This window comes from Actinomadura sp. ATCC 39365, from assembly GCF_054392275.1.
Map to the genome: position 1 here is coordinate 130,079 of NZ_CP184335.1, position 21,765 is coordinate 151,843.

The following is a 21,765-nucleotide window of genomic DNA, read 5'->3' on the forward strand; positions in this document are numbered from 1 at the left end:
GTTTCCAACCTGTCATGTCGAGGACACCGCCGTCCCCGGATTGGTGGTGGTGGCGGCGTGGGTCTGTTCAGGTCACTCGTGGACGAGGGCGCGAGCCCCCGCCTCTTCCGCCGCGGCGAGCTGATCTGCTCACCGGTCCGGCCGGTCAACCGCGTCCACCTGATTGACCACGGGTACGCCCGCGAGCACGTCCCCGGCGGCGACCGGGAGGTCGTGCACGACCTGCGCGGCCCCGGCGACCTGGTGGGCGAGCTGGCCTTCTGGAGCCCGGGAGAGTGCGTCAAGGTGGACGCCCTGACCGAGGTCCGGGCCTGGCCCATCGACCTGCGGCGGTTACGCGAGCACGCCTCGGCGGGCCCGGCCGTGGCGACCGCGCTCGTCCAGGAGCTGTTCGCCAGGAACCTGGCGGCCCGCAGGCACGAGGCGCTGGCCCGGGCCCCGGTCGCCGCCCGCCTGGCCGTGTGGCTGCTGCACCTGGACGAGCGGTACGAGCTGGCCTCCCCCGCCGCGCCGCCGCTGTCCATGGAGACGCTGGCCGACCTCGTGGGCAGCGCGCCCGACGTCGTGCAGCGGCAGCTCACGCAGTGGGTCAGGCGCGGCTGGCTGGTGCGGCCGGGGTACCGGCGGCTGCGGATCGCCGACCCGGTGGCGCTGCGCGAGGCCGCGGGGGCCTGGGAGCACCTGTCCGAGCCGTGGCGCGGCCGGGTGACGCCGTTCCTCACGCGGCCGGGCGCGCAGGCCGGGCCGCTGCCGGTCGGCGAGCTGCCGAAGCCGCGCCAGCTGCCCGCCGGCGTGTCCGACTTCACCGGCCGCCAGCAGAGCCTCGACCTGCTCACGGCCTGGCTGGACCGGCCGCGGCGGACGAACACCATGGTCGTGCAGGGCCTGACCGGCGTGGGCAAGACCGCGCTGGTGACGCATTGGGGCCACCTGCACGCCGACCGGTTCCCCGACGGCCAGATCATGATCGACCTGCGCGGCCAGTCGCCGACCCAGCCGCCGATGAGCTCGGCCGAGGCGCTCGGGCAGATCCTGCGTTCGCTCGGCGTCGGCGAGCACATGCCGGCCTCCGACGAGGCCGAGCTGATGCTGCTCTACCGCAGCAGGATCGCCGGGCGCAGGCTGCTGCTCGTCCTGGACAACGCGGCCGACCCGGCCCAGGTGCGGGCGCTGCTGCCCGGCGGCAAGGACTGCGTGGTGCTGGTGACCAGCAGGACGCGGATGGCGCCGCTGCGCGCCACCGGGCACGCCGACCTCATGGACCTGTCGGTGCTCGACCCGGGCAACGCGGTGGCGCTGCTGGTGTCGGTGCTCGGCGAGGGCTCGCCGCGGGCCGCCGACCGGGACGCGCTGGCCGAGCTGGCCCGGGTGTGCTCGTACCATCCGTACGCGTTGCGGATCTCGGCCGCCAAGCTGGCCGAGGATCCGGGGCTGAGCGTGCGGTCGCGGGCTGCGGAGCTGCGTACGCCGGACCGGCCGCTGGCCGGGGACCCGGAGGAGGCGTTCAGGTCGGCGCTGGACCTGGCGTACGAGTCGCTGAGCCACGCGCAGCGGCGGGCCTTCCGGCACGTCGGGCTGCTTCCCGGGCGGGACTTCGCGCCGGAGGTGCTGGCGGCGGCGCTGGGCGTGCCGGTGGGCGAGGCGGTGGCGGCGGTGGAGGGGCTGCACCGGGCGTACCTGGTCGAGCCGCTGCCCGGGTCGCGGTACCGGGTGCACGACCTGGTCAAGTGGCAGGCCAGGGAGCTGGGCCGGCACGCCGAGGCGGGGGTGCGCGAGGCCAGGGTGCGGCTGCTCGACCACTATCTGGCGGTCGCGACCGGCCCTGACACGCCGCGCGAGTGGTTCGAGGCCGAGCGGCGGTCGCTGGTCTCGGCGGTGCGGCTGGCCGAGGAGAGCGGGGCGTACGGGATGGCCTGGCAGCTCGCCGAGGCGGTGTTCGAGCCGTTCAGGAGGCTGCGGTACTACGAGAACAACCTGGAGGTGCAGCAGGCCGGGCTGACCTCGGCCATCCAGGTGGGCAACCGGCGGGCCGTCGCGCTCATGCGCAGCCACCTCGGCTCGATCCACCGCGACATCGGGCCCTCCACGCTGGCGGCCAGGTTCATCGGCGAGGCGCTGGCCGACTTCACCTCGCTGGGCGACCGCGCGGGGCTGGCCCGCGCGCTCAACGACCTGGCCGAGGTGCACGGCATCGCGGGCAACAGGGACGCGGCGCTGCGCCGCGCGGGCGAGGCGCTGGAGGTGTACCAGGAGATCGGCGACCTGGCCGGCGTGGCCACCTGCCTGCACACGCTCGCCCTGCTGCACCTGTCCCGGGAACGGCACGACCTGGCGCTGCGGTACGCCGGCCAGGCGCTGCGCGTACGGGAGGAGCTGGGCGACCGCAGGGGCACCGCCCAGAGCCTGATCGTCTCGGCCCGGGTGCGGCAGAGCCTGGGCGAGCCGGACGCGGCGTTGTCGGAGGGCCTGGAGGCGTTGTCGATCTGCCACGAGCTGGGCGACGAGCACGCCGAGGCCGAGACGCTGCTCTGCCTGGCCGAGATCTACGACCGGCTCCGACTGCAGCAGGACGCCCGCCGCGACGCCGAACGCGCCCTGGCCGGGTACACGGCCACCGGCGACCAGCACGGCTGCGGCCGGGCGCTGTGCGCGCTGGGCCGCATCGCGCGCAACGGCTCGCGCTACGACGAGGCGCTGGCCTGCTACGAGCAGGCGCTGGCGGTGCAGGTCGAGCTCCACCACGAGCAGGGCAAGGCCGAGACGCTCGGCGACATCGGGCTGGTGCACTGGCGGCTGTCGGACTACCTGCGCGCCGACGACTACCTGAACCAGGCGCTCGGCATCAGCCGGGTGATCCGCGACGAGCCCGTCGAGGCCCGCATGCTCAACCGGCTGGCCCGGGTGCGCCGCCGCCAGGGCCTGCCCCAGGTGGCCTTCGTGTACGCGCTGGAGGCGCTGGACCTGGTCCAGGGGCTGGGCAACCGGCGGGCCGAGGCCGACGTGCAGGAGACGCTGGCGTACACGTACCTGTCGCTGGGGTGGCACGAGCAGGCGCTGCGGGCGGCGCGGGCCTCGCTGACGCTCAGGGAGGAGACGGGCGACAACCGGGCCAGCGCGCTGCTGTCGATCGCGCAGGCGCTGCACACGGGCGGTGAGCCCGCGGCGGCCCTGGCGTACGCCAGGCAGACCGCCGAGCTGCAGAACGAGACCGGCACCAAGGACCGGTGGGGGGCGGCGCTCACGACGCTGGCCATGGTGCTGCTCGACCTGGACCGGGCCGAGGAGGCGCTGGTCCACGCCAAGCAGGCCAGGGACGTGCACCTGGAGTGCGGGACGCGGCGCGACCTGGGATGCGCGCTGAGGGCGCTCGGCCTGATCACCGCCAGGCTCGGGGACCGCGAGGCGGCGGTGGCCCATCTTGCCGAGGCGGTGCGCACGCTGGACGAGGTGGGGGACGTCTTCGAGGGCCGGCGGGCGGCGCAGGAGCTGCGGGAGCTCTCCTGAAACACCGCTAAAAGTCGGGAAATCTCGGAAGTGAGGTCGCAGATCTTCTCCGCGCCTTCCCGTTGGCTGGTGTCACCAGCCAACGACACGGAGGTGATCCGGATGCTCAAGAACCATATGCGTCGAGACCTGCAGTCACTCAAGCGACAGGCGCGCAGGGACCGGCGGGTCACGCTCGGCCTGCTGGCCGGGGTGCTGGCCGCCTGGAGCCGTCAGCTCTCGCCGGGTGACCCGCCGGCGGGGCCGGGGGTGCTGCTCGCCCTGTCCGTCGGGCTGCTCACCGCGTCGGGGGCGGCCTGGCTGATGGCGGCCTACTTCGCGGTACGGGCGGTCAGGCCGCGGTCCGAACCGGTGGAGGTGCTGGTCTGGGTGGCGCGGGTGAGCAGGAGCAAGGAGTGGGCGTTCTGCTCGCTGGCCGCGTACGTGGCCTGGCACCTGCTCCAGTTCGTCACCGCGCTGCTCCTGGCCTGAACGGGGGCGCGGCGGGCCGTCACCTTCGCGGTGGCGTCCCGCCGTCTTCGCGCCACGCGCCGACGGCCGCCCTGATCAGCGGCGCGTAGCCGGCTTCGAGGTCGTCGGGCAGCCGGTCGACGGGGAAGAAGCGCAGGTCGCTGTGCTCCTCGCTGACGCGCGGCTCGACCGGCCCGGCGGGGGTGGCGAGCAGGGCGACGACCAGGACCTTGCCGCCGGCGATGTGGAAGATCTCCGCACCGACGACCCCGCCCACCTCGACGTCGAGCCCACACGGTTCGCGGGCCCGCGGGCGGGGTCAGGGGAAGGCGGACCGATGGGGGCCGGTGTCGGGGTCGAACTCGTGGCGGATCCTGGCGCAGTCGTCGAGCAGGGCGCCGTACAGGGGCCACAGGGGGCCCTTGGGCGGGGAGCCGGCCAGCTCGGCGGCCAGGTGGCGCTGCTGGTGCTCGCCCTCGCGCAGGGCCGCGCACAGGTCCGCCATGTCCCTGGACGCGGCCTTGCCCACCTGGATCAGGCCGAAGTCGCGGAAGATGCGCGACAGCGCGCGCAGCTCGCCGGCCAGGGGTTCGGGCAGGTCGGCGGCCTTCTCGCCGGGCAGGCCGCGGGCGCCGGCGACCAGGTCCACCAGCCCGCGCGCGATGCTCCTGAGCTGGTGCCCGGCGTGGTCGAGGCAGGTCGCGGCCTCGGCCGACTGGCGCAGGCGCCGGTCGTAGCGGCGGCGCCGGCGGAAGGTCAGGCGCAGGGACTCGGCCGCCTGGTCGGCGGTGTCCTTGGTCTCCTCCAGGCGCTGGGACAACTCGCGGGCGCGGTCGAGCCAGTCGCGGGCCATGTCCTCGGTCCAGCGGCCGCTCAGCCCGTCGGCCATGTCCTGGGCCAGGTCGGCCAGCTCGGACGACATGTCGCACAACTCCCTGGCGGCGTGCTCGACGAAGCGCGGCGGCAGGATGAGCAGGTTCGCCGCGATGCCGATGGCCGCGCCGAGCAGGACGTCGGCCAGGCGCGCGAAGCCGTACGTGCGGCCGAGCGAGAGCACCAGCAGGGCGGTGATCGGGATCTGCACGTTCTGGGCCGGCAGGTTGAGCAGCCGGGTCAGCACGAGCCCGGCCGCCACCAGGACGCCCAGCGTCAGCGCGTTGACGCCCATCAGCCAGATCAGCCCCGACGCCGCCGCCACCCCGACCACGACCGCCCCGACCTGCTGGAACCCGCGGACGACCGTGCTGTAGGCGGTCGCCGAGACCGTGAGCAGCACCCCGATCGGCACCAGCACCGGCAGCGGCACCTTCAGCGCGAACGTGGCGAGCCACCACCCGAACACGCAGGCCAGCGTCACCTTGACGGTCTGGGCGAACGCCTCCCGCTCGGCCCCCAGCCACCCCCGGAACCCCTGGGCGCGCAGGCGCGAGAGCCCGGCCGCCGCGCCCGAGACGATCCGCCCGAGCGGCGCGCCGGCGCTCTGCTGCTTGCGCCCCGGCTCTTTGTCCATACTCCCAGGTCAATGCCCATTCGAGTGGTGGATAGAGGTCGCCGTGCCTGGGTAGCGGCAAGGTTGTGGCGCAGCGGGGCAGCGCGCCCGTCGGAGGTGAAGCATGACCGGCGACCTGGTCGTCCCTGACGCCGCCCGGGGGGTGGTGGTGTTCGCGCACGGCAGCGGCAGCGGCCGGCACAGCCCGCGCAACCGGTACGTGGCCGAGGTGCTGAACAAGGCCGGACTGGGGACGCTGCTGTTCGACCTGCTCACGCCCGAGGAGGAGGCCGACCGGGCCAACGTGTTCGACATCGGGCTGCTGGCCGGGCGGCTGCTGGAGCGTACGGAGGAGCTGCGCGGGCACGAGGAGGCGGCGGGGCTGCCGATCGGCTACTTCGGCGCGAGCACGGGCGCGGCGGCGGCGCTGTGGGCGGCGGCCGAGCCGGACAACCGGATCGCGGCGATCGTCTCCCGCGGCGGACGGCCCGACCTGGCCGGGAAACGGCTGGCCGCGGTACGCGCGCCCACCCTGCTCATCGTCGGCGGCCGGGACCCGATCGTGATCGACCTGAACGAGGAGGCGCAGCGGCACCTGAGCGCCGAGCACCGCCTGACCGTCGTGCCCGGCGCCACCCACCTGTTCGAGGAGCCGGGCGCGCTGGAGAGCGTCGCCGAACACGCCCGCGACTGGTTCACCACCTACTTCAACGCGCCATGACCTGTTCCGCCGGCCTGCTTCAGCGAGCCGTGACCGGTGCGGCGCCCTTCGCCTCGGCGAGCAGGTGCGCGTAGACCTCGGGGTCGGTGGTCTCGCAGCCCAGGCGGTGGCCGGTCAGCTCGCCGTGGTCGTCGCTCGACCCGGTCACCTCCAGGCCGAGCCCGGCGGCGAGACGGCGCAGGTGGGCGCGGGCCTCGTCGTCGTGGTCGAGGTGGTCGGCCTCCACACCGAACAGCCCGGCCGCGGCCAGCTCGGCGATCCACTCGTCGGGCACCGCCTCGCCGCGCCTGACCGCCTTCGGATGGGCCAGCACGGGCACCCCGCCGGCCGACCGCACCAGGCGGACCGCGCGTACGGGGTCGAGGGCGTAGCGGGTGACGTGCGCGCGGCCGCCCGCGCCGATCCACTCGGGCGTGAACGCCTCCTCGGGCGCGGCCACGGCCCCCGCGGCGACCATGGCACGGGCGATGTGCGGCCGTCCGACCGGGCTGTCGCCGGCCACCGCGGACACCTGCTCCCAGGTGATCGGCACGCCCAGCTCGACCAGCCGTTCGACGGTCAGCCTGCCGCGTTCCTCGCGGGCCCGGCGGATGCGTTCGCACTCGGCCAGCAGCTCGGGGTCGGCGGGGTCGAAGAGGTAGGCGAGCAGGTGGATGCTCTGCCCGGCCCGCCGGCACGACAGCTCCATGCCCGGCACCAGCGTCAGGCCCTCGGGCAGCGCCTCGACGGCCGCGCGGTGCCCGGCGACGGTGTCGTGGTCGGTCAGCGCGAGCACGTCGAGGCCGCGCTCGCGGGCGCGGCGCACCACGTCGGCCGGCGGCTGCGTGCCGTCGGAGGCGGTGCTGTGGCTGTGCAGGTCGATGCGCATCGCTCGATGGTAGGCGGTCACACCTGCACGGTCGCGAGGATGCGGCCGTCCAGGGTCTCGACGGTGAAGTGGTTGAGGTCGTCCTGGGTCAGGCTGGTGCCGCCGTGCAGCAGCAGGGGGTCGGGGGCGCCCGGGACGCCGTACCCCTTGTCGGGCACGCCCCAGCTCGCCACGGTCTCCGAGCGGCCGTCGTCGCCGAAGGCCACCAGTCGGCACTTCAGCGGCCCCTTGACGCCCTTGAGCTCCAGCGCCACATGGGTGCCCCAGCCCTTGTCCTCGACGCCCACCACGCCGGACACGCCGGTCGCGGGGTCGTTGACCGGGTAGGTGCGGCCGGTCATGAGCAGGGCTCGGGCGGGGCTGTGCACGCTGTCGGGGTTGGGGCCCGAGGTCGCCGCGTTGACGGCGAGGAAGACGCCGGTCGCGACGAGGAAGCACGCGGCGGCCGACATGAGCCCCCGGTGCAGGGTGCGGCGGCGGCGCTCCACGGCGGCCCGGCGCACCAGCAGCGACTCGACCGGGGAGTCCAGCGAGGACTCCGGCGGCCCGGCGCGCAGGTCGTCGGGATCGACGTCGCGCATCAGCTCCCCCATGGCCGCGAACGCGCCGACCTCGCCGGCGCAGCTCGGGCAGCCGTGCAGGTGGCGTTCGAAGGCGTTGCGCTCGTCGTCGTCCAGCAGGCCCAGCGCGTACGCAGCCACGTCCTCGTGGTGCACTTCGTTCACGGGAGCCCCACCCCCCTTTCCTCCAATGCGATGCGTAACGCCCGCATCGCGTAGTACACGCGGGACTTCACCGTGCCCACGGGCACGCCGATCGTCTCCGCGGCCTCCTGCAGTGTGCGATCGCGCAGGAAGGTCTCCGTGAGCACCTGGCGGTGCGCCGGCGACAACGACAGCATGGCGTCGGTCACCACGATCTCGCGCAGCAGGCGGTCGTCCTCGGCGGCCACGGCGTTCGCGCGTTCCGGGACCTCCTCCACGGTGTCGAGGGGGCGCGTGCCGGCCCGGCGCCGGTCGTCGATCACGACCCGGCGGGCCACGGTGGCCAGCCAGGGCATCAACGAGCCGTTGTCGGTCCGCAGGTCCCCGAGGTTGCGCCAGGCGCGTACCAGCGTCTCCTGGACGACGTCCTCCGCCCAGCGCCGGTCGCCGCCCGTCAGCCGCACGGCGAAGGCCATCAGCGGGGACCCGTATTCGCGGTACAGGGCCCGCACCATGGCCTCGTCGGTCACACGATGATTCACGCGGCGACTCCTCGCGCTGCGTACATCATGAAATGTCGCCCGGATAACTACTGATATTGAATTATTGCCCTAGTCACGGGCGAGGAACAAGATACGGGATTTGCATCAATCACCCCACCTGTTGTTTCAGCGATAAACAGCTGATCATTCACCCGATGACGCACGCCCGTGCCGGCCCGCCGCTCGCGGCCCTGCCTCCGGACGTGCCGGCTCGTGCGGACCGGCCCATGCCTCGGCCTCGCGCAGCAGGTCGCGCACCGAGGCGTGCCGGGCGGAGGCCGCGTGCCCGAGCAGGACGCGCACCAGCTCGATCGCCGTCGGCCGGGCGGCCGGGTCCGCCCGGCGGCACCGGTCGACCAGGCCGCGCAGCACGGGCGGCAACCGGTCGAGGTCCGCGCCGCCCCCGGTGTGCCCGGCGGCGGCGAAGACGATCACGTCGGCCCACTCGCGCACGTCGGCCGGCGGGAGGTCGCTGCTCCTCGGGCCGGGCGCGAACGACGCCTCGCCGAGCGGCCCGACCAGCACGTTGTGCGGCCCGAGCCGCAGCCCCGCGATCCCGGTCAGATGCAGCCTGGCCATGGTGGCGGCCGTGCCCAGCGCGAGCCGGTGCAGCGCCTCCCCCTCGTACGGCCCCGCCGCCGCGACCACGTCGGCCAGCGGCTCACCCATCCCCAGGTAGTCGCGCGGCCGAAGGGCCAGCCCGCCACCCCATCCCTGACTGTCCATCGCCGTCCTCCGGCTCGGTGGTCGTCGTCAGGGTGTACGCCGGTCCGCGCGGGCGGGGTTCAACGGCTCCCATGCGGAAAACTCATGGAACGTCCGTGCGGAACTCGTGGCAGTGGCCGTTCGGACGCCCCTGCCGCCGGCCGCCTGGCCGACGACGTGGGCGTCTGACATTTCGGTCGCGGATTTAGATGAGATCAGCTCATGTTCGGTCTTGCCGGGACCCCTCCGGCGGTGGATGCTTGCGGCGACCCCGGTACCGCAGCCTGGGAGGTGGTCCCGTGTTCCACCGTCTCATCCGCCGGGCGGCCGCAGCCGTCCTTCTCCTGACCGGCGCGCTGGTCGCGCCGTCCGTCCCGACCGCCGCCGCGCACGCCGCCGCCGCCGTGAGCGGCTTCGTGGACGGCCACAGCCACCTGTTCTCGTACGAGACGTTCGGCGGCATGCTCATGTGCGGCAAGCCGTTCGACCCCGACGGCATCGAGGAGGCGCTGACCGACTGCCCCGACCACTACCCGAACGGCGAGCTGGCCTGGTACGAGAACTTCACCAGGACCGGCAAGGCCACCGGCACCCACGACCCGGTGGGCTGGCCCACCTTCCGCGACTGGCCGGCCCACGACTCGCTGACCCACCAGCAGGCGTACTACACCTGGGTCGAGCGCGCCTGGCGCGGCGGGCTCCGGGTGCTGGTGAACGACCTGGTGGCCAACAGGCAGCTGTGCGCGATCTACCCGCTGAAGAAGTACTCCTGCGACGAGATGACGTCCATCCGCCTGCAGGCCCAGCGGGCCCGTGAGCTGCAGGACCACATCGACGCCGAGTCGGGCGGCCCCGGACGCGGCTGGTTCCGCATCGTCGACGACCCCGCCGAGGCCAGGAACGTGGCCGCGGCCGGCAAGCTGGCCGTCGTCCTCGGGATCGAGACGTCGGAGCCGTTCGGCTGCCGGCAGATCTTCGGCATCCCGCAGTGCACGAAGTCCCAGATCGACCGGGGCCTGGACGAGATGTACGCGCTCGGCGTGCGCAGCATGTTCGTCTGCCACAAGTACGACAACGCGCTGTGCGGCGTGCGCTTCGACTCCGGCACCCAGGGCGCGATCGTCAACGTCGGCAACCTGCTGTCCACCGGCTCGTTCTGGCAGGCCCGCACCTGCACCGGCCCCGAGCACGACAACACCATCGACCCGGCCGGCGTGCTGCCCGACCAGATCGCGCGGCTGCTGCCGCCGGGCGTCTCGCTGCCGCTGTACCCGCCGGCGCCCCACTGCAACACCCGGGGGCTGACCTCGCTCGGCACGTACATGGTCCAGGGCCTGATCCGGCGCGGCATGATGGTGGAGATCGACCACATGAGCGTGAAGGCCGCGGCTCAGACGCTCGGCCTGCTGGAGGCGGCCCGCTACCCCGGCGTGATCTCCTCCCACAGCTGGGCCGACCCCGGCTTCTTCAGCCGGATCTACGCTCTCGGCGGCATGATCACCCAGTACGGCCACAACTCCACCGACTTCGTCGCGGAGTGGCGGCGCACCGCGCCGCTGCGGCAGCAGTACAACGTGGGATACGGCTACGGCCTGGACGTCAACGGCATGGGCCGCCTGCCCGCCCCGCGCGCGGGCAACGCCGCGAACCCGGTGACGTACCCGTTCACGTCCTTCGACGGGAGCGTGCGCCTCGACCGCCAGCGCACCGGGCAGCGGGTCTGGGACGTCAACGTCGACGGCGTGGCCAACTACGGCCTGGTCCCCGACTGGATCGAGGACATGCGCCTGCTCGCCGGTCAGGACATCGTCCGTGACCTGGCGAGCGGCGCGGAATCGTACCTGCGGACGTGGGAGGCGACCGCCGCGCGGCGACTGCCGTGAGGCGGGCGTCCCCGTCCTTCACGCGACCGGCTGGACGGACCGCGAGGTCCGCCGGCCGGTGGCGAGGTTGAGCAGCAGCGAGCCCGCGGTCAGCGCCACGCCGAACCACACGACGCTGGTCACCCCGACGTTGTCGGCGAACAGCCCGCCGAAGAGCGCGCCGAGCGCGATCGAGGTGTTGTACGCCATCGTGTTGAGCGACATGGCCGCCTCGAAGGTCTCCGGCGCGGCGGCGAGCGTCATGTTGACCTGGGCGAGCTGCACCACCCCGAACGACAGCCCCCAGACGACCAGCGCCACGATCGCCCCCGTGGCGCTGTCGCCGATCGCGAGCAGCAGCAGCATGGCGGTCACGAGCCCAGCGGCGCCGACGACGAAGCTGCCCCGCAGACTCCGGCTCACGGTGTGCCCGGCGACGAAGTTGCCGATCGCGCCGGCGACCCCGAACACCATCAGCACCCCGGTCACCAGCAGCGGCGAGGCGCCCGCGTTGGCCTCCATGAAGGGCCGGACGAAGGTGTAGGCCCCGAAGTGGCCGAGCACGAACAGCACCACCGTGAACAGCACCAGGCGCAGCGGCACGTTCCGCAGCGGGAGCCCGAACACCTCGCGGACCGAGACGGCGTTCGCCGACGGCAGCGACGGGATCGTGCCGGCGACCGCCAGGAACACCAGCGCGCTCAGCCCGCTCCAGATGAGGAACGTGGTGCGCCAGTCGGTGAGACTCTCCAGGAAGGTGCCGAGCGGGATGCCGACCACGGTGGCGATCGAGATGCCGGACATCACGATGGCCGCGGCCCGGTTGGCGTGCCGCTCCTCGACCAGCCGCATCGCCATGCTCACGCCGATGGCCCAGAACACGCCGCTGGCGAAGCCCAGCAGGAGCCGCGTCGTCAGGATCACCGTGTAGCTTGGCGCGATGCCGGTCACCAGGTTGCCCACGGCCAGCACCGCCAGGAGGACCGACAACAGCACCCGCCGGTTGACCCGCCTCGACCACGCCACGATGAACGGCACGCCCAGCCCGGCCGACACGCCCTGCAACGTCACCATCAAGCCGGCCGCGCCCACGGAGATGCCCAGGTCCTCGCTGAGCGGGGTCAGCAGCCCCACCGGCATCAACTCGGTCGTGAGGAAGACGAAAAGGCTGGCCGTGATCGCGGCGACCCCGGCCCACGCCCGGAAGGCGGAGCGTGTCGCCTGCGGAGAAAGAGTTTGCGTCATGGGACAAGCCTGCCGAGACTCCATCGATGAGTCCAACACATAGTTTTCATCGCGATTGATCGTGCGGCACGATTGATCCATGGAGCTTCAACAGCTGCGGTACGTCCTCGCCGTCGCCGAGACCAGCAACTTCACCCGGGCCGCCGAGCGCTGCCGGGTCGTGCAGTCGGCGCTCAGCCACCAGATCGCCGCCCTGGAACGGGAGCTGGGCGCCCGGCTGTTCGAGCGCACCAGCCGCCGCGTACGGCTGACCACGGCCGGGGAGGCGTTCCTGCCCGCGGCCCGCGACTGCCTGGAGGCCGCCGACCGGGCGCGGACCGAGGTCGCCGCGGCCAGCGGGGAGATCCGCGGTCGGCTCGCCGTGGGCTCGATCCCCACGGTCTCCGCCGTGGACCTGCCGGTCGTGCTGAAGGAGTTCCGCCGCCGGCACCCGCGGGTGCGCATCACGCTGGTCTCCGCCGGCAGCGAAGACCTGATCGAACGCGTCCGGCGGGGCGAGACGGACGTCGCCTTCCTCGGCCTGCCGACCCGCGCGGAGCCGAAGGCCGTCCAGAGCCGCCCGCTGGCCAGGGGCGAGCTGGTCGCCGTCGTCGCGCCGGACCACCCACTCGCGGGTGGCGAGAGCGACCTGCGCGGCCTCGCCGACGAGCCGTTCATCGACTTCCGCGCCGGTCACGCCGGGCGCATCCAGTCGGACGTGGCGTTCGCGGCGGCCGGCGTACACCGCGAGGTCGCCTTCGAGGTCACCTCCGCCGAGTTCATGGTCGACCTGGTCCGGCACGGCCTCGGCGTGGGCCTGCTGCCCGCCGCGTACGCCCCCCGCTTCCCGAACCTCGGCCTCGTCCGCCTCCGCGACGCCCCGGCCCGGGTGGAGCACCTGATCTGGGGCGCCCACCCGTCCGCGGCGGCCGCGGCGTTCCTCGGCCTGATCGGCCCGCCGGCCGCGGGCGGCGGAGCGGGGTCAGCCGCGCAGCAGCGGCTGACCGGGAAGCTTGACCTTGGTCTTCATCAGGCTGGGCGCACCGTTGCCGCCGATGTTGACGAAGTAGAGCGCCTTGCCGTCGAAGGCCAGGCTGGCCGGGCTGTCCAGCTTGTCGGCCAGCACCTCCACGCCGCCGCCGGTGCGGACGATGCTGAGGGTGTTGCCCGTGTAGCTCGGCACGTAGAGCTGTCCGCGCACGTCGAAGGCCACGCCGTCGGCGCCGGCCAGCTTGGCGTCCTTGACGTACACGGTCGGCACGCCCGCCTTGCCGCCCTTGCCGTACGGGATGCGGACGATCTGCCCTTCGTCGGACACGGCCACATAGAACGCGCCCGAACGCCAGGCGATGCCGTTCGCGCCGGTGCCGTCCGAGCCGACCAGCAGGGACGACTTGGCCCAGACCGCCGCCTTGCCGTCGGCCACGCGGTAGACGACGCTGTTCGTGGTGTCGGTGACGTAGAGCGCGTGGTCGGGGCCGAAGGCGAGGCCGTTGGCGAAGCCGATCGGCAGCGCGGCGTAGAGCTTGGCCTCGCCGTAGGAGGTGATCCGCCAGATGCCGTTGGTGGCGGCCTCACCGGAGTTGAGCGCGGCGTAGACGTTGCCGCGGCGGTCGGTGGCCAGGCCGTTCAGCTTGCCTTCGCCGATGGGCAGGGCGGCCAGCAGGCTGTCGGTGCCGGTGCTGTCGACCTTCCTGATCTCGCCCTTGGTCAGCAGGCCGACGTAGATCGTGCCGTCCGGCGCGACGGTGACGCCCTCGGTGAGGTCGCCGTACGGCTGCACGACGATCGGGCGCAGTGCGGCGGCCTGGGCCGGCGTGGCGACCAGCGTCAGCAGCGCGACGGTGGAGAGGAAGAGGGGGATGCGCTTCATGGCTGTGATCCTGTCGCCGCAAGATCGCCATGACGTCACCGCCACTTCCGCGAATCATCATGCGATCGGGACACCATGCGAGCCGGGGGTCTCCTCGCTCCCCTGATGGTCGGTGAGGTCGCGCAGGCGCCGGATCGGTGAGGCCAGCAGGACCAGCGGCACGCAGACGGCCGCGACGACGAAGATCAACAGGGTCGCCCGGGCGCCGAGCAGCCCGGCGATCACCCCGGCCAGCAACCCGCCGACCGGGATCGCGCCCCAGGAGACGAAGCGGACCGTGGCCATCACCCGGGACAGCAGCTCGGGCGGGCTGGCGAGCTGCCGGTACGTCCGGGTCACCACGCTGAGCACCACGACCCCGGCGGCGAACACCACGTTGCCGACGGCGAACGCGGCGAAGCCCTGCCAGCCGTGGCCGAGAGGGATGACGAGCGCCCCGGCCACCGCGACGAAGCCCGCGCCGACCAGCGTACGGGCGGTGCCGAACCTGGCCGTGAGCCGGCTCGTCGACGCCGCGCCGATCAGCGTGCCGACGCCCTCCACCGCCAGCAGCAGGCCGACGAGGCCAGGCTCGGCGTGCAGCTCGCGTACCAGGTAGAGCGCGTAGAGCGCGTGCTGCGCCCCGCAGACCGTGTTCACCGCGGTGGCGGCCCACATGCACGGACCCATGACCGGGTGACGCGCGACGAACCGCCAGCCTTCGCGGATCATCTCGCGCATCGGCGGCCAGCGGTCGGGGATCTCGGGGCGGCGTTCGGGCAGGGTCCGCAGCAGCAGGGCCGAGACGAGGTAGCTGACCGCGTCCACGAGGAGAGTGGGCACCGCCCCGAGCACCTGGACGACGAGACCGCCGACCGACGGCCCGCCGAGCTGGGTGGTGGCGTGGGTGCCGGAGGTCAGGCTGTTGCGGGACTGCAGCTGCTCCTTGCTCACGATCGACGGCAGGAAGGTCGAGTTGGCGACGTCGAAGAGCACGTTCGCGAAGCTGATCACGAGGGCCACGATCACCAGCTGGGCGATGGTCAGCTCGTCCAGCCACCAGGCCAGCGGGATGGAGACGACCGCCGCCGCGCGCGCCAGGTCGGCGACGACCTGCACCCTTCGCATCGGGAGCCGCTGCACGATCACCCCGGCGGGCAGGCCGATCACGATCCAGGCGACGTAACCGGCGGCGGCGATCAGGCCCATCTCGAACGCGGAGGCGTCGAGCACCGTCAGGGCCGTCAGCGGTAACGCCACCGCGCCGACCGCCGAGCCGACCGCGCTGGTCGTGCCGGCCGTCCACCACCGCCAGAAGACCGCCGCCCCACCTCCGCTGTCGAACCCCATCCCCGCGCTCCTCACCTAGTAAGTTCCAATCTGGAACGCACTATACTGGAGTACGTGAAGCGCGCCGATCTCCCCGACTCCGACTGCGGCATCGCGCAAGCGCTCGGCGTGATCGGCGACTGGTGGACGTTCCTGGTGGTGCGCGACATCGCGGGCGGCACCACCCGCTTCGACGGCCTGCAGCGCGAGCTCGGCGTCAGCCGCCGGGCCCTGGCCGAACGCCTGGCCAACCTGGTCGAACACGGCGTGCTCGAACGGCGGCCCTACTCCACCCGCCCCCCGCGCCACGACTACGTGCTGACGGCGAAGGGCGAAGGTCTGCTGCCGGCGCTCATCGCCCTCCAGGACTGGGGCGTAAGGCACGTGATGGGCGACGGCGCCCTGACCGCGACCAGCGAGAACGGCTCCGCCGAGAGCCGCCGCGTGCACGAGCTGGTCGGCCGGAAGCTCCCCGACGTCGTGCTGGAACGACATGACGGCGAGCTGGTCGCGCCCAACGCGCCGGGTGTCTGGACGGTGCTCTACTTCTTCCCCGGCGCGTTCGCCCCGGGCGCCCAGGACTACCCGCCCGGCTGGGGCGACATCCCGGGGACGAGAGGTTGCACCCTGGAGGCTCTCACCTACGCGTCACGGTTCGCCGACTTCGAGGCGGCGGGCGCCACGATCCGAGGCGTGAGCACCCAGCGCCCCGACCAGCTGGCCGCGTTCGTCACGCACGCGAAACTGCCCTTTCCCCTGTTGTCCGACCAGAACGACAGACTCGCCGCCGGGCTGCTGCTGCCGACCTTCCGCACGGCCGGCGTCGACCGCTTCAAACGCCTCACCCTACTGGTCGACCCTGGCGCGGTCGTCCGGGCCGTGCAGTTCCCGATCACCGATCCGGCCGGCTCGGTGGACGAGATGCTCGCCCTCGTCCGCGACCGCTGACCGTCGGCCTGCGGCAGGATGGCGCCATGCTGGAGATCAACTTACTGACCGAACCCGACCGCGCCCGCTGGGAAGTGCTGGCCCGCGGTCAGGACGCCTACTTCGGCACCGAACGCGACGACGACGCATACGAACGGACCTGGCGGCGCCTGATCGACGACGAGCAGACCCGCGGGATCACCGCCCGCCTGGACGGCGAGATGGTGGGCATCGCGCACTACCTGTTCCACGCCAGCGTCTGGTACGCCGGGAGGTGCTACATGGCGGACCTGTTCGTGGATGCCGAGTACCGGCGGCGGGGCATCGCGACGGCGGTGATCGAGTGGGTGGCCCGCGACGCCCAGGACCACGGCTACCCGAGCCTCTACTGGAACACCCTGGAAGACGCCCAGGCCCGCGCACTGTACGACAAGCTGGGCAGATTCCACGAAGGACTCATCCTCTACACCTACCGCCGCGACACGTCCCAGAAGTAGCCGGCAACGCCCCTCCCCGCTCACCGGGCCACGTGGAGCTGATGGCATCCGCGGCCGTGTCCGGTGCGCCGGGGACGAGGTCACCGCTCGTGGATGGTCTGGTCGCGGCCGGCCTGGTAGATGCGCCCGTGACCGCCGGCCTTCGCCTTCATCACCAGCGAGCCGATCCGCTCCGAACCGGCGGGCTCCGCCGCCGGGGTCAGCACCTCGTCCAGCACCCGCCGCAGCTCGCCCGCCAGCGACGGGTCGGCGCGCAGCAGCTGCTGCAACCGGATCTGCCAGGCCCCGGCCAGCGCCCGCTCGGTGTCGGCATCGCCTTCCCCGCGGGCCTGGAGAACCTGCTCGCGCACCTCGACCAGCTCCGCCTCGACGACTTCGGCCTGCTCGGGGCGAACCTTCCGCCACAACGCCACCGCGCCGTCGCGAGCCGACTGCCAGGCGTCGGTGGCCAGGGCCGTCACCAGAGCCGTGCCGGCGGCCAGAACGATCGGGTCCACGCGGATCCCCTCCCACGGTCGACGTACCGGATCCTCACCGTAGGACCAGCCGCAGCCGGTCGCCAGCCGCACGCCGATCCCGAGCCGGCAGAGGGGCTCTTCCCCTGGGCAGGGAGGGGAGGAACCGGGTTCCGGCCGCCGTCGTCCAGGGGGCCGTACAGTGCTGTGACCTGGGTGGCCAGCTCCCTCAGCTCCTTCTGGACGGACTCCGGGCCCTCCACGACGACGAGGTCGCCCCAACCAGCGAGCTGGCGGGCGATGTCCAGCGCGGTCGGCGCGGTGAGCGTGACGCGCACCCGCTCCCCGTGGGAGATCACCTCGCAGTGGCGGCCGAAGCGGTCGCGCAGGACGCGCAGGTAGCGGGCCTCGATGGTCGCGGTGGCCGTGGTCGTCGCGCGCCTGGCCTCCATCGCGGTGACGACCTCGTCCCAGGCCGTCGCGAGGTCGAAGTCAGGCGGACGCTCGGCCGGCTCCTCGGTGACCTCGGCGTCGGTGACCCGGTCGACGCGGAAGGTCCGCTGCCCGTCGGGGGTGCCGGCGATCAGGTACCAGGTGTCGTCCTTGTCGACGAGGCCGTACGGTGCGACGACGCGCTCCCGTCCGGAGTAGGTGAGGCGGACCTTCCGGCGCCGGACCACCGCGTCCTCCAGCAGGTTGACGAGCGCGGGCCGGGTACGGCGGTGCTCGCCCCAGCGGGCCGGATCGACCACGACGGCGTCCGCCGCCGCCTCGGCCTCCTGCCGGAACGTCGAGGGCAGGGCCCGTACGAGCTTGCGCAGCGCGGCCTTGGCCTCCGGCGCGATCGCCGCGGCTGGGCCGAGCAGCAGGAACAGCGCCCTGGCCTCGGAGGCCTTGAGCCCGGACAGGTCGGTGCGGGCGCCGCCGAGCAGGGCCCACCCGCCGCCGCGCCCGGCCTGCGGGTAGACGGGGATGCCCGCCGCCGACAGGGCCTCCAGGTCCCGGCGCGCCGTGGCGACCGAGACCTCCATCTCGGCGGCGATGTCCGCCGCCGTCACCCGTCCGCGCGACTGCATCAGCAGCAGGACGGCCACCAGTCGATCCGCTCTCATGCCTTCGACGATGCCAGAAAAAGTGCTCATTCGATGAGCACTTTGACTGGAAGGATCGATCTCACAAGCCACCGCACGAAAGGCCCCAGGACATGCTCCGCGGACTCACCACCATCAGCTTCTACGCCCACGACGTCGCAGCCGCCCGCGACTGGTACGCCGACCTGCTCGCCATCCCCGCCTACTTCCAGCGCCCCGAACAGGGCGACCCCGTCTACGTCGAGTTCCGCGTCGGCGACTACCAGCACGAACTCGGCATCATCGACGCCCGGTTCGCCCCCGACGGCTGGAGCGCCGAGGACCGCGGGGCGATCGCCTACTGGGCCGTCGACGACCTGGAGGCGACCTGGGAACGACTGCTGAAGATGGGCGCCACCCCGTTCGACGAGCCCACCGAACGCGGCCCCGGCTTCACCACCGCCTCGGTCCGCGACCCTTTCGGCAACATCCTCGGCATCATGATCAACCATCACTACATGAACGTGCTCGCGAGCCGGAAGGGCTGACCACGATGACCGACGACGCCCTGATCCTGCACGACGCCGCGGCCTGGAAGTCCTGGCTCACCGAGCACCACGCGACCGCCACCGACGTCTGGCTGCTGATCGCCAAGAAGAACAGCGCCGCGACCACCGTCACCCTCGACCAGGCCCTGGACGAAGCGCTGTGCCACGGCTGGATCGACAGCCACCGCAGGGCCTTCGACCGCGACTACTACCTCCAGCGCTACTCGCCGCGCACCCGCCGGAGCCCCTGGTCCGGCATCAACGTCGCCAAGGCCGAGGCGCTGACGGCCGCCGGCCGGATGCGCCCGGCGGGCCACGCCGCGATCGAGGCCGCCAAGAGCACCGGCCGCTGGCCCGCGAGCCTGTCCGCCTGAACGATGTGAACCACCTTCGGTCACAACGGATCCCACAACGTATGGAGAAGCGGTCACGAACCCAGATACGAGACAGGGAGAGCAAAGTGCGGCGGTTGGCCCCATTAGCCGGTGTCCTCTTGCTCGCGGCATGCGCGACGGGCAGGCCCGCGCCACCGGCGTCCACGGCCGCCCCGGCGACCACCGCGTCCTCCAGGCTGGACGTGCTGACCGACCGGCTGGGACCGCCGCTGACGACCAACACCGGCACCTGCCCGTCCCCCGGCAGGAACGTCGACCAGCTGCGCCCCGCCACGCTACCCCGCTCGACCTGGCGACTGGCCTGGACGGAGGCGGAGGAGGGACAGCTCGCCGAGGCGACGGTCACCCCGGACGGCGCGCTCTGGGCTCTCCGCGGGAGCGGCCGCACCCAGTGGCCGGCGCAGTGGACCGGCTCGTCCTGGAAGCAGCTCCCCGCGCTCCCGCTCGGCGAGGACCCTCTGGTCCGGCTGGGAGCCGCGTCGGCCGACAGAGCCTGGGTGATCGTCGAGAGCGCGGCGGCGACCTACGTCCTGTCCACCTGGGACGGCCGCGCCTGGCGAAGCGAGCAGGTGGACCTGGGCGTGCAGGCCGTCAGCGGCGAGGAGCTGGCGGCGCAGGGGGCCTGGGTGCTGCTCGGCGACCGCTCGATGCGCTGGAGCGGTACGGCCTGGCAGACCGCGCCCCTGCACTCCTACAGCTACAAGCTGTCGGGCAGCACCGACGAGCCGTGGGTGATCGCCTCTTCCGACCCGGACGCGGAGCAGGCGCGGATCCAGCTGTCGAGATGGACGGACCGGGGCTGGCAGGCCGTCCCCTTGCCTGACGGGATGCTCCTGCCTCCGGGCACCGAGGCCGTCCACCCGGACAAGCCCTGGACGCGGATCGCGGGTGTGGCGCGGACCGGGCCGGCGGAGTTCTGGGTCGCGGGCACGTACAGCTGGGGCGAGCACGAACCCGTGGACCAGGAGGACGTCACGATCTCCAGGAGCGTGGTGATGCGCAACGCCGCCGGCCGGTGGAGCTGCTGGTGGGGCCCGGTCGGCGACCAGCCGGACCCGTTCGTGGACATGGTGCCCGACGGACGGGGCGGGCTGTGGGCGGCCACGGGCTCCGGCATGTTGTGGCACCTGTCGGACGGACGCTGGACCCGCGAGCGGGCACCCGTCGACCAGGGGGTGCCGGAGATCACGGACCTGGCCGCCTCGGCGGGCGGCGAGATCTACGCACTCGGCGACATCGGCTCCGAGCAGTGGGCCCAGGACGGCAGGCCCGCGTTGTGGCTGCTCGAACCATGAGCTCATTCCCCGCCGCCCCCTCGTGACGTGCGCCTTTCACGGGGCTCGAAGCCGTGTCAGAACGATGTCAGGGCCGTGTCGGGTCGCCCGGCCACGATTGCCGACATGGACACAGCAACGCGGCCCCCGGCCGGCACCCACCCGACAGGCTTCGTCGCGAAGCTCCTCGCGGACCGTCACTCCGTCCCGCTCTCCATCGCACTGCACCTGGTGCCCGGCGCGGCCATCGTAGCCGTGTACACGTTCGTCGCCGCCCCGCTGGTACGGGCGATGGAGGCGCCGATCTTCGCGGCCTGGGCCCTCGCCCTCGCGATCGTGCTCTTCCCGCTCCAGCTGTTCCTGCTGTGGCTGGGCAAGAAGCAGACCGGCCGCTTCACGATGAAGGGCGTCGTCCGCTACCGCGACAAGCCGCTCTCACGCGGCAAGGTCATGTGGCTCGGGGGCGCGTGCCTGGTGTGGATGACCGTGGTCTCGCTCTCGCTGACCCCGCTGGACAACCTCGTCTACGACTGGTTCTTCACCTGGGTGGACTACCAGGGCGCCGGCCCCTCCGGCACCACCTACCTCCAGGGCTACCCGCATGCGGTCGTGCTCACCACGCTGCTCGTCTGCGGGCCGTTCACCGGTTTCACCCTGCCGCTGATCGAGGAGTACTACTTCCGCGGCTTCCTGCTGCCCCGCCTGCCGCAGCTCGGCAAGTGGGCCCCGATCTTCAACACCCTCCTGTTCTCCGTGTACCACTTCTGGGCCCCCTGGACCGTCCTGTCGAAGCTCGTCTTCCTCTACCCCGGCGTCTGGCTCGCCTGGAAGAAGCAGGACATCCGCATCTCGATCACCATGCACCCCGGCACGACGCTCCTGATGACCGTCGTCGGCATCGTCGCCCTCGCCTCCGGCGCCGCCTCGTTGTGAGACGCCCCCTTCCCTGGAACGACGACGGCCACGACCCCGCACAACACCGCGGGGCCGTGGCCGGACGATTTTCCCTACCGGATGGACACGCTGGTGCCGACGATCTCCTGGCCCTCGTTCGGCTGCACCACCCCGGTCACCGGCCCCTGGCAGCCCGGCCGGAGGAACACGATGGCCACCTCGTCGGTCCGGTTGTAGACGAAGGGGTTCGCGCTGTCGGAGGTGTAGCAGCCGCTGGGGTCGTCGTACTGTGCCCGGTTGATGTAGAGGGTGCCGGTCGCGGCCGAGGCGGGGGTCGCCAGGCTCAGGACGAGTGCGGCGGCGGTGGCGAGGCCGGTCAGACTGGTCGTGGTACGGAGCATGAGCGCGTTCCTGTCCCTTGAGGTACGGCGCCGTGGCGCCGGCGTCCTCGCCCA

At 72.6% G+C, this 21,765-nt stretch carries 22 protein-coding genes and 1 pseudogene; 11 read left to right on the forward strand and 12 right to left on the reverse strand.

The features are described 5' to 3' along the window. Positions 1-57 precede the first annotated feature (57 nt). The gene (locus ACNF49_RS00750; RefSeq protein ID WP_482942481.1) at positions 58-3,504 is read left to right on the forward strand and encodes a tetratricopeptide repeat protein; all 3,447 of its coding nucleotides are present in this window, start codon (positions 58-60) and stop codon (positions 3,502-3,504) included. A gap of 102 nt (positions 3,505-3,606) precedes the next feature. Beyond that, positions 3,607-3,975: a hypothetical protein gene (locus ACNF49_RS00755; protein ID WP_357967125.1), complete on the forward strand. Its 369-nt coding sequence runs from the start codon at positions 3,607-3,609 to the stop codon at positions 3,973-3,975. A 19-nt stretch (positions 3,976-3,994) separates the two neighbouring features. Here ACNF49_RS00755 and ACNF49_RS00760 read toward each other — a convergent pair whose 3' ends face one another. Further along, positions 3,995-4,231: an NUDIX hydrolase gene (locus ACNF49_RS00760; RefSeq protein WP_482942482.1), complete on the reverse strand. Its 237-nt coding sequence runs from the start codon at positions 4,229-4,231 to the stop codon at positions 3,995-3,997. A 42-nt stretch (positions 4,232-4,273) separates the two neighbouring features. Further along, positions 4,274-5,464 (reverse strand): FUSC family protein, encoded by a 1,191-nt coding sequence (locus ACNF49_RS00765; RefSeq protein ID WP_482942483.1) that lies wholly within the window; start codon positions 5,462-5,464, stop codon positions 4,274-4,276. A 103-nt stretch (positions 5,465-5,567) separates the two neighbouring features. On the opposite strand from ACNF49_RS00765, the gene ACNF49_RS00770 reads away from it, so the two are divergent. Continuing rightward, a complete protein-coding gene (locus tag ACNF49_RS00770) occupies positions 5,568-6,164 on the forward strand; it encodes a dienelactone hydrolase family protein (protein WP_357967120.1) in 597 nt (198 codons plus the stop codon). A 19-nt stretch (positions 6,165-6,183) separates the two neighbouring features. Here ACNF49_RS00770 and ACNF49_RS00775 read toward each other — a convergent pair whose 3' ends face one another. From ACNF49_RS00775 to ACNF49_RS00790, 4 genes are all read right to left on the reverse strand, one after another. Next, positions 6,184-7,032 carry a PHP domain-containing protein gene (locus tag ACNF49_RS00775; protein WP_482942484.1) on the reverse strand — a complete coding sequence of 283 codons (849 nt, stop codon included), beginning with the start codon at positions 7,030-7,032 and terminating at the stop codon, positions 6,184-6,186. A 17-nt stretch (positions 7,033-7,049) separates the two neighbouring features. Continuing rightward, on the reverse strand, positions 7,050-7,757 hold the full coding sequence (locus ACNF49_RS00780) for a zf-HC2 domain-containing protein (protein WP_482942485.1): 708 nt from the start codon (positions 7,755-7,757) through the stop codon (positions 7,050-7,052). Next, positions 7,754-8,278, reverse strand: a complete 525-nt coding sequence (locus tag ACNF49_RS00785; RefSeq protein WP_357706187.1) for a sigma-70 family RNA polymerase sigma factor — start codon at positions 8,276-8,278, stop codon at positions 7,754-7,756. The genes ACNF49_RS00780 and ACNF49_RS00785 overlap by 4 nt, the downstream gene beginning before the upstream one ends. 144 nt (positions 8,279-8,422) lie before the next feature. Then, positions 8,423-9,004, reverse strand: coding sequence for a hypothetical protein (locus ACNF49_RS00790; RefSeq protein WP_482942486.1), 582 nt, complete (start codon positions 9,002-9,004; stop codon positions 8,423-8,425). 278 nt (positions 9,005-9,282) lie between these two features. Here ACNF49_RS00790 and ACNF49_RS00795 point away from each other — a divergent pair, with 278 nt between their 5' ends. Then, positions 9,283-10,866 (forward strand): amidohydrolase family protein, encoded by a 1,584-nt coding sequence (locus tag ACNF49_RS00795; RefSeq protein ID WP_482942487.1) that lies wholly within the window; start codon positions 9,283-9,285, stop codon positions 10,864-10,866. A gap of 18 nt (positions 10,867-10,884) precedes the next feature. On the opposite strand, the gene ACNF49_RS00800 is transcribed toward ACNF49_RS00795, so the two are convergent. Next, positions 10,885-12,090 carry an MFS transporter gene (locus ACNF49_RS00800; RefSeq protein ID WP_482942488.1) on the reverse strand — a complete coding sequence of 402 codons (1,206 nt, stop codon included), beginning with the start codon at positions 12,088-12,090 and terminating at the stop codon, positions 10,885-10,887. 79 nt (positions 12,091-12,169) lie between these two features. Here ACNF49_RS00800 and ACNF49_RS00805 point away from each other — a divergent pair. Further along, a pseudogene (locus ACNF49_RS00805) lies at positions 12,170-12,958 on the forward strand (LysR family transcriptional regulator); the annotation flags it as partial. A gap of 93 nt (positions 12,959-13,051) precedes the next feature. Here the strand turns inward: ACNF49_RS00805 and ACNF49_RS00810 are convergent. Together ACNF49_RS00810 and ACNF49_RS00815 are read right to left on the reverse strand one after the other, a co-directional pair. Continuing rightward, a complete protein-coding gene (locus tag ACNF49_RS00810; protein WP_482942489.1) occupies positions 13,052-13,942 on the reverse strand; it encodes an SMP-30/gluconolactonase/LRE family protein in 891 nt (296 codons plus the stop codon). A gap of 57 nt (positions 13,943-13,999) precedes the next feature. Then, the gene (locus tag ACNF49_RS00815; RefSeq protein ID WP_482942490.1) at positions 14,000-15,271 is read right to left on the reverse strand and encodes an MFS transporter; all 1,272 of its coding nucleotides are present in this window, start codon (positions 15,269-15,271) and stop codon (positions 14,000-14,002) included. Positions 15,272-15,325: 54 nt separating this feature from the next. Between ACNF49_RS00815 and ACNF49_RS00820 the strand changes: the two genes are divergently transcribed. After that, the gene (locus tag ACNF49_RS00820; protein WP_357967096.1) at positions 15,326-16,198 is read left to right on the forward strand and encodes a winged helix-turn-helix transcriptional regulator; all 873 of its coding nucleotides are present in this window, start codon (positions 15,326-15,328) and stop codon (positions 16,196-16,198) included. A gap of 26 nt (positions 16,199-16,224) precedes the next feature. Then, on the forward strand, positions 16,225-16,674 hold the full coding sequence (locus ACNF49_RS00825) for a GNAT family N-acetyltransferase (RefSeq protein WP_482942491.1): 450 nt from the start codon (positions 16,225-16,227) through the stop codon (positions 16,672-16,674). An 80-nt stretch (positions 16,675-16,754) separates the two neighbouring features. On the opposite strand, the gene ACNF49_RS00830 is transcribed toward ACNF49_RS00825, so the two are convergent. After that, positions 16,755-17,171 carry a hypothetical protein gene (locus ACNF49_RS00830; RefSeq protein WP_482942492.1) on the reverse strand — a complete coding sequence of 139 codons (417 nt, stop codon included), beginning with the start codon at positions 17,169-17,171 and terminating at the stop codon, positions 16,755-16,757. Continuing rightward, positions 17,132-18,241: a helix-turn-helix transcriptional regulator gene (locus ACNF49_RS00835; protein WP_482942493.1), complete on the reverse strand. Its 1,110-nt coding sequence runs from the start codon at positions 18,239-18,241 to the stop codon at positions 17,132-17,134. The genes ACNF49_RS00830 and ACNF49_RS00835 overlap by 40 nt, the downstream gene beginning before the upstream one ends. Before the next feature lie 92 nt (positions 18,242-18,333). Between ACNF49_RS00835 and ACNF49_RS00840 the strand changes: the two genes are divergently transcribed. The 4 genes from ACNF49_RS00840 to ACNF49_RS00855 all read left to right on the forward strand — a co-directional run bounded on the left by ACNF49_RS00840 (position 18,334) and on the right by ACNF49_RS00855 (position 21,349). Next, complete coding sequence (locus ACNF49_RS00840) at positions 18,334-18,747, forward strand: VOC family protein (protein WP_357967082.1); 414 nt, start codon at positions 18,334-18,336, stop codon at positions 18,745-18,747. Between the two features lie 5 nt (positions 18,748-18,752). After that, the gene (locus ACNF49_RS00845) at positions 18,753-19,121 is read left to right on the forward strand and encodes a YdeI/OmpD-associated family protein (RefSeq protein ID WP_482942494.1); all 369 of its coding nucleotides are present in this window, start codon (positions 18,753-18,755) and stop codon (positions 19,119-19,121) included. 119 nt (positions 19,122-19,240) lie between these two features. Continuing rightward, complete coding sequence (locus tag ACNF49_RS00850; protein WP_482942495.1) at positions 19,241-20,437, forward strand: hypothetical protein; 1,197 nt, start codon at positions 19,241-19,243, stop codon at positions 20,435-20,437. Between the two features lie 105 nt (positions 20,438-20,542). Then, entirely contained in the window at positions 20,543-21,349 is an 807-nt protein-coding gene (locus tag ACNF49_RS00855; protein WP_482942496.1) for a CPBP family glutamic-type intramembrane protease, read from the forward strand. A gap of 74 nt (positions 21,350-21,423) precedes the next feature. Here ACNF49_RS00855 and ACNF49_RS00860 read toward each other — a convergent pair whose 3' ends face one another. Further along, positions 21,424-21,711: a hypothetical protein gene (locus ACNF49_RS00860; protein ID WP_357967073.1), complete on the reverse strand. Its 288-nt coding sequence runs from the start codon at positions 21,709-21,711 to the stop codon at positions 21,424-21,426. Positions 21,712-21,765 lie beyond the last annotated feature (54 nt).

Coding starts and splice junctions, on each gene's coding strand:
- ACNF49_RS00755 (WP_357967125.1), top strand. CDS start 3,607: ATGCTCAAGAACCATATGCGTCGAGACCTGCAGTCACTCAAGCGACAG.
- ACNF49_RS00765 (WP_482942483.1), bottom strand. CDS start 5,464: ATGGACAAAGAGCCGGGGCGCAAGCAGCAGAGCGCCGGCGCGCCGCTC.
- ACNF49_RS00770 (WP_357967120.1), top strand. CDS start 5,568: ATGACCGGCGACCTGGTCGTCCCTGACGCCGCCCGGGGGGTGGTGGTG.
- ACNF49_RS00775 (WP_482942484.1), bottom strand. CDS start 7,032: ATGCGCATCGACCTGCACAGCCACAGCACCGCCTCCGACGGCACGCAG.
- ACNF49_RS00790 (WP_482942486.1), bottom strand. CDS start 9,004: ATGGACAGTCAGGGATGGGGTGGCGGGCTGGCCCTTCGGCCGCGCGAC.
- ACNF49_RS00800 (WP_482942488.1), bottom strand. CDS start 12,090: ATGACGCAAACTCTTTCTCCGCAGGCGACACGCTCCGCCTTCCGGGCG.
- ACNF49_RS00810 (WP_482942489.1), bottom strand. CDS start 13,942: ATGAAGCGCATCCCCCTCTTCCTCTCCACCGTCGCGCTGCTGACGCTG.
- ACNF49_RS00815 (WP_482942490.1), bottom strand. CDS start 15,271: ATGGGGTTCGACAGCGGAGGTGGGGCGGCGGTCTTCTGGCGGTGGTGG.
- ACNF49_RS00825 (WP_482942491.1), top strand. CDS start 16,225: ATGCTGGAGATCAACTTACTGACCGAACCCGACCGCGCCCGCTGGGAA.
- ACNF49_RS00835 (WP_482942493.1), bottom strand. CDS start 18,241: ATGAGAGCGGATCGACTGGTGGCCGTCCTGCTGCTGATGCAGTCGCGC.
- ACNF49_RS00840 (WP_357967082.1), top strand. CDS start 18,334: ATGCTCCGCGGACTCACCACCATCAGCTTCTACGCCCACGACGTCGCA.
- ACNF49_RS00845 (WP_482942494.1), top strand. CDS start 18,753: ATGACCGACGACGCCCTGATCCTGCACGACGCCGCGGCCTGGAAGTCC.
- ACNF49_RS00855 (WP_482942496.1), top strand. CDS start 20,543: ATGGACACAGCAACGCGGCCCCCGGCCGGCACCCACCCGACAGGCTTC.
- ACNF49_RS00860 (WP_357967073.1), bottom strand. CDS start 21,711: ATGCTCCGTACCACGACCAGTCTGACCGGCCTCGCCACCGCCGCCGCA.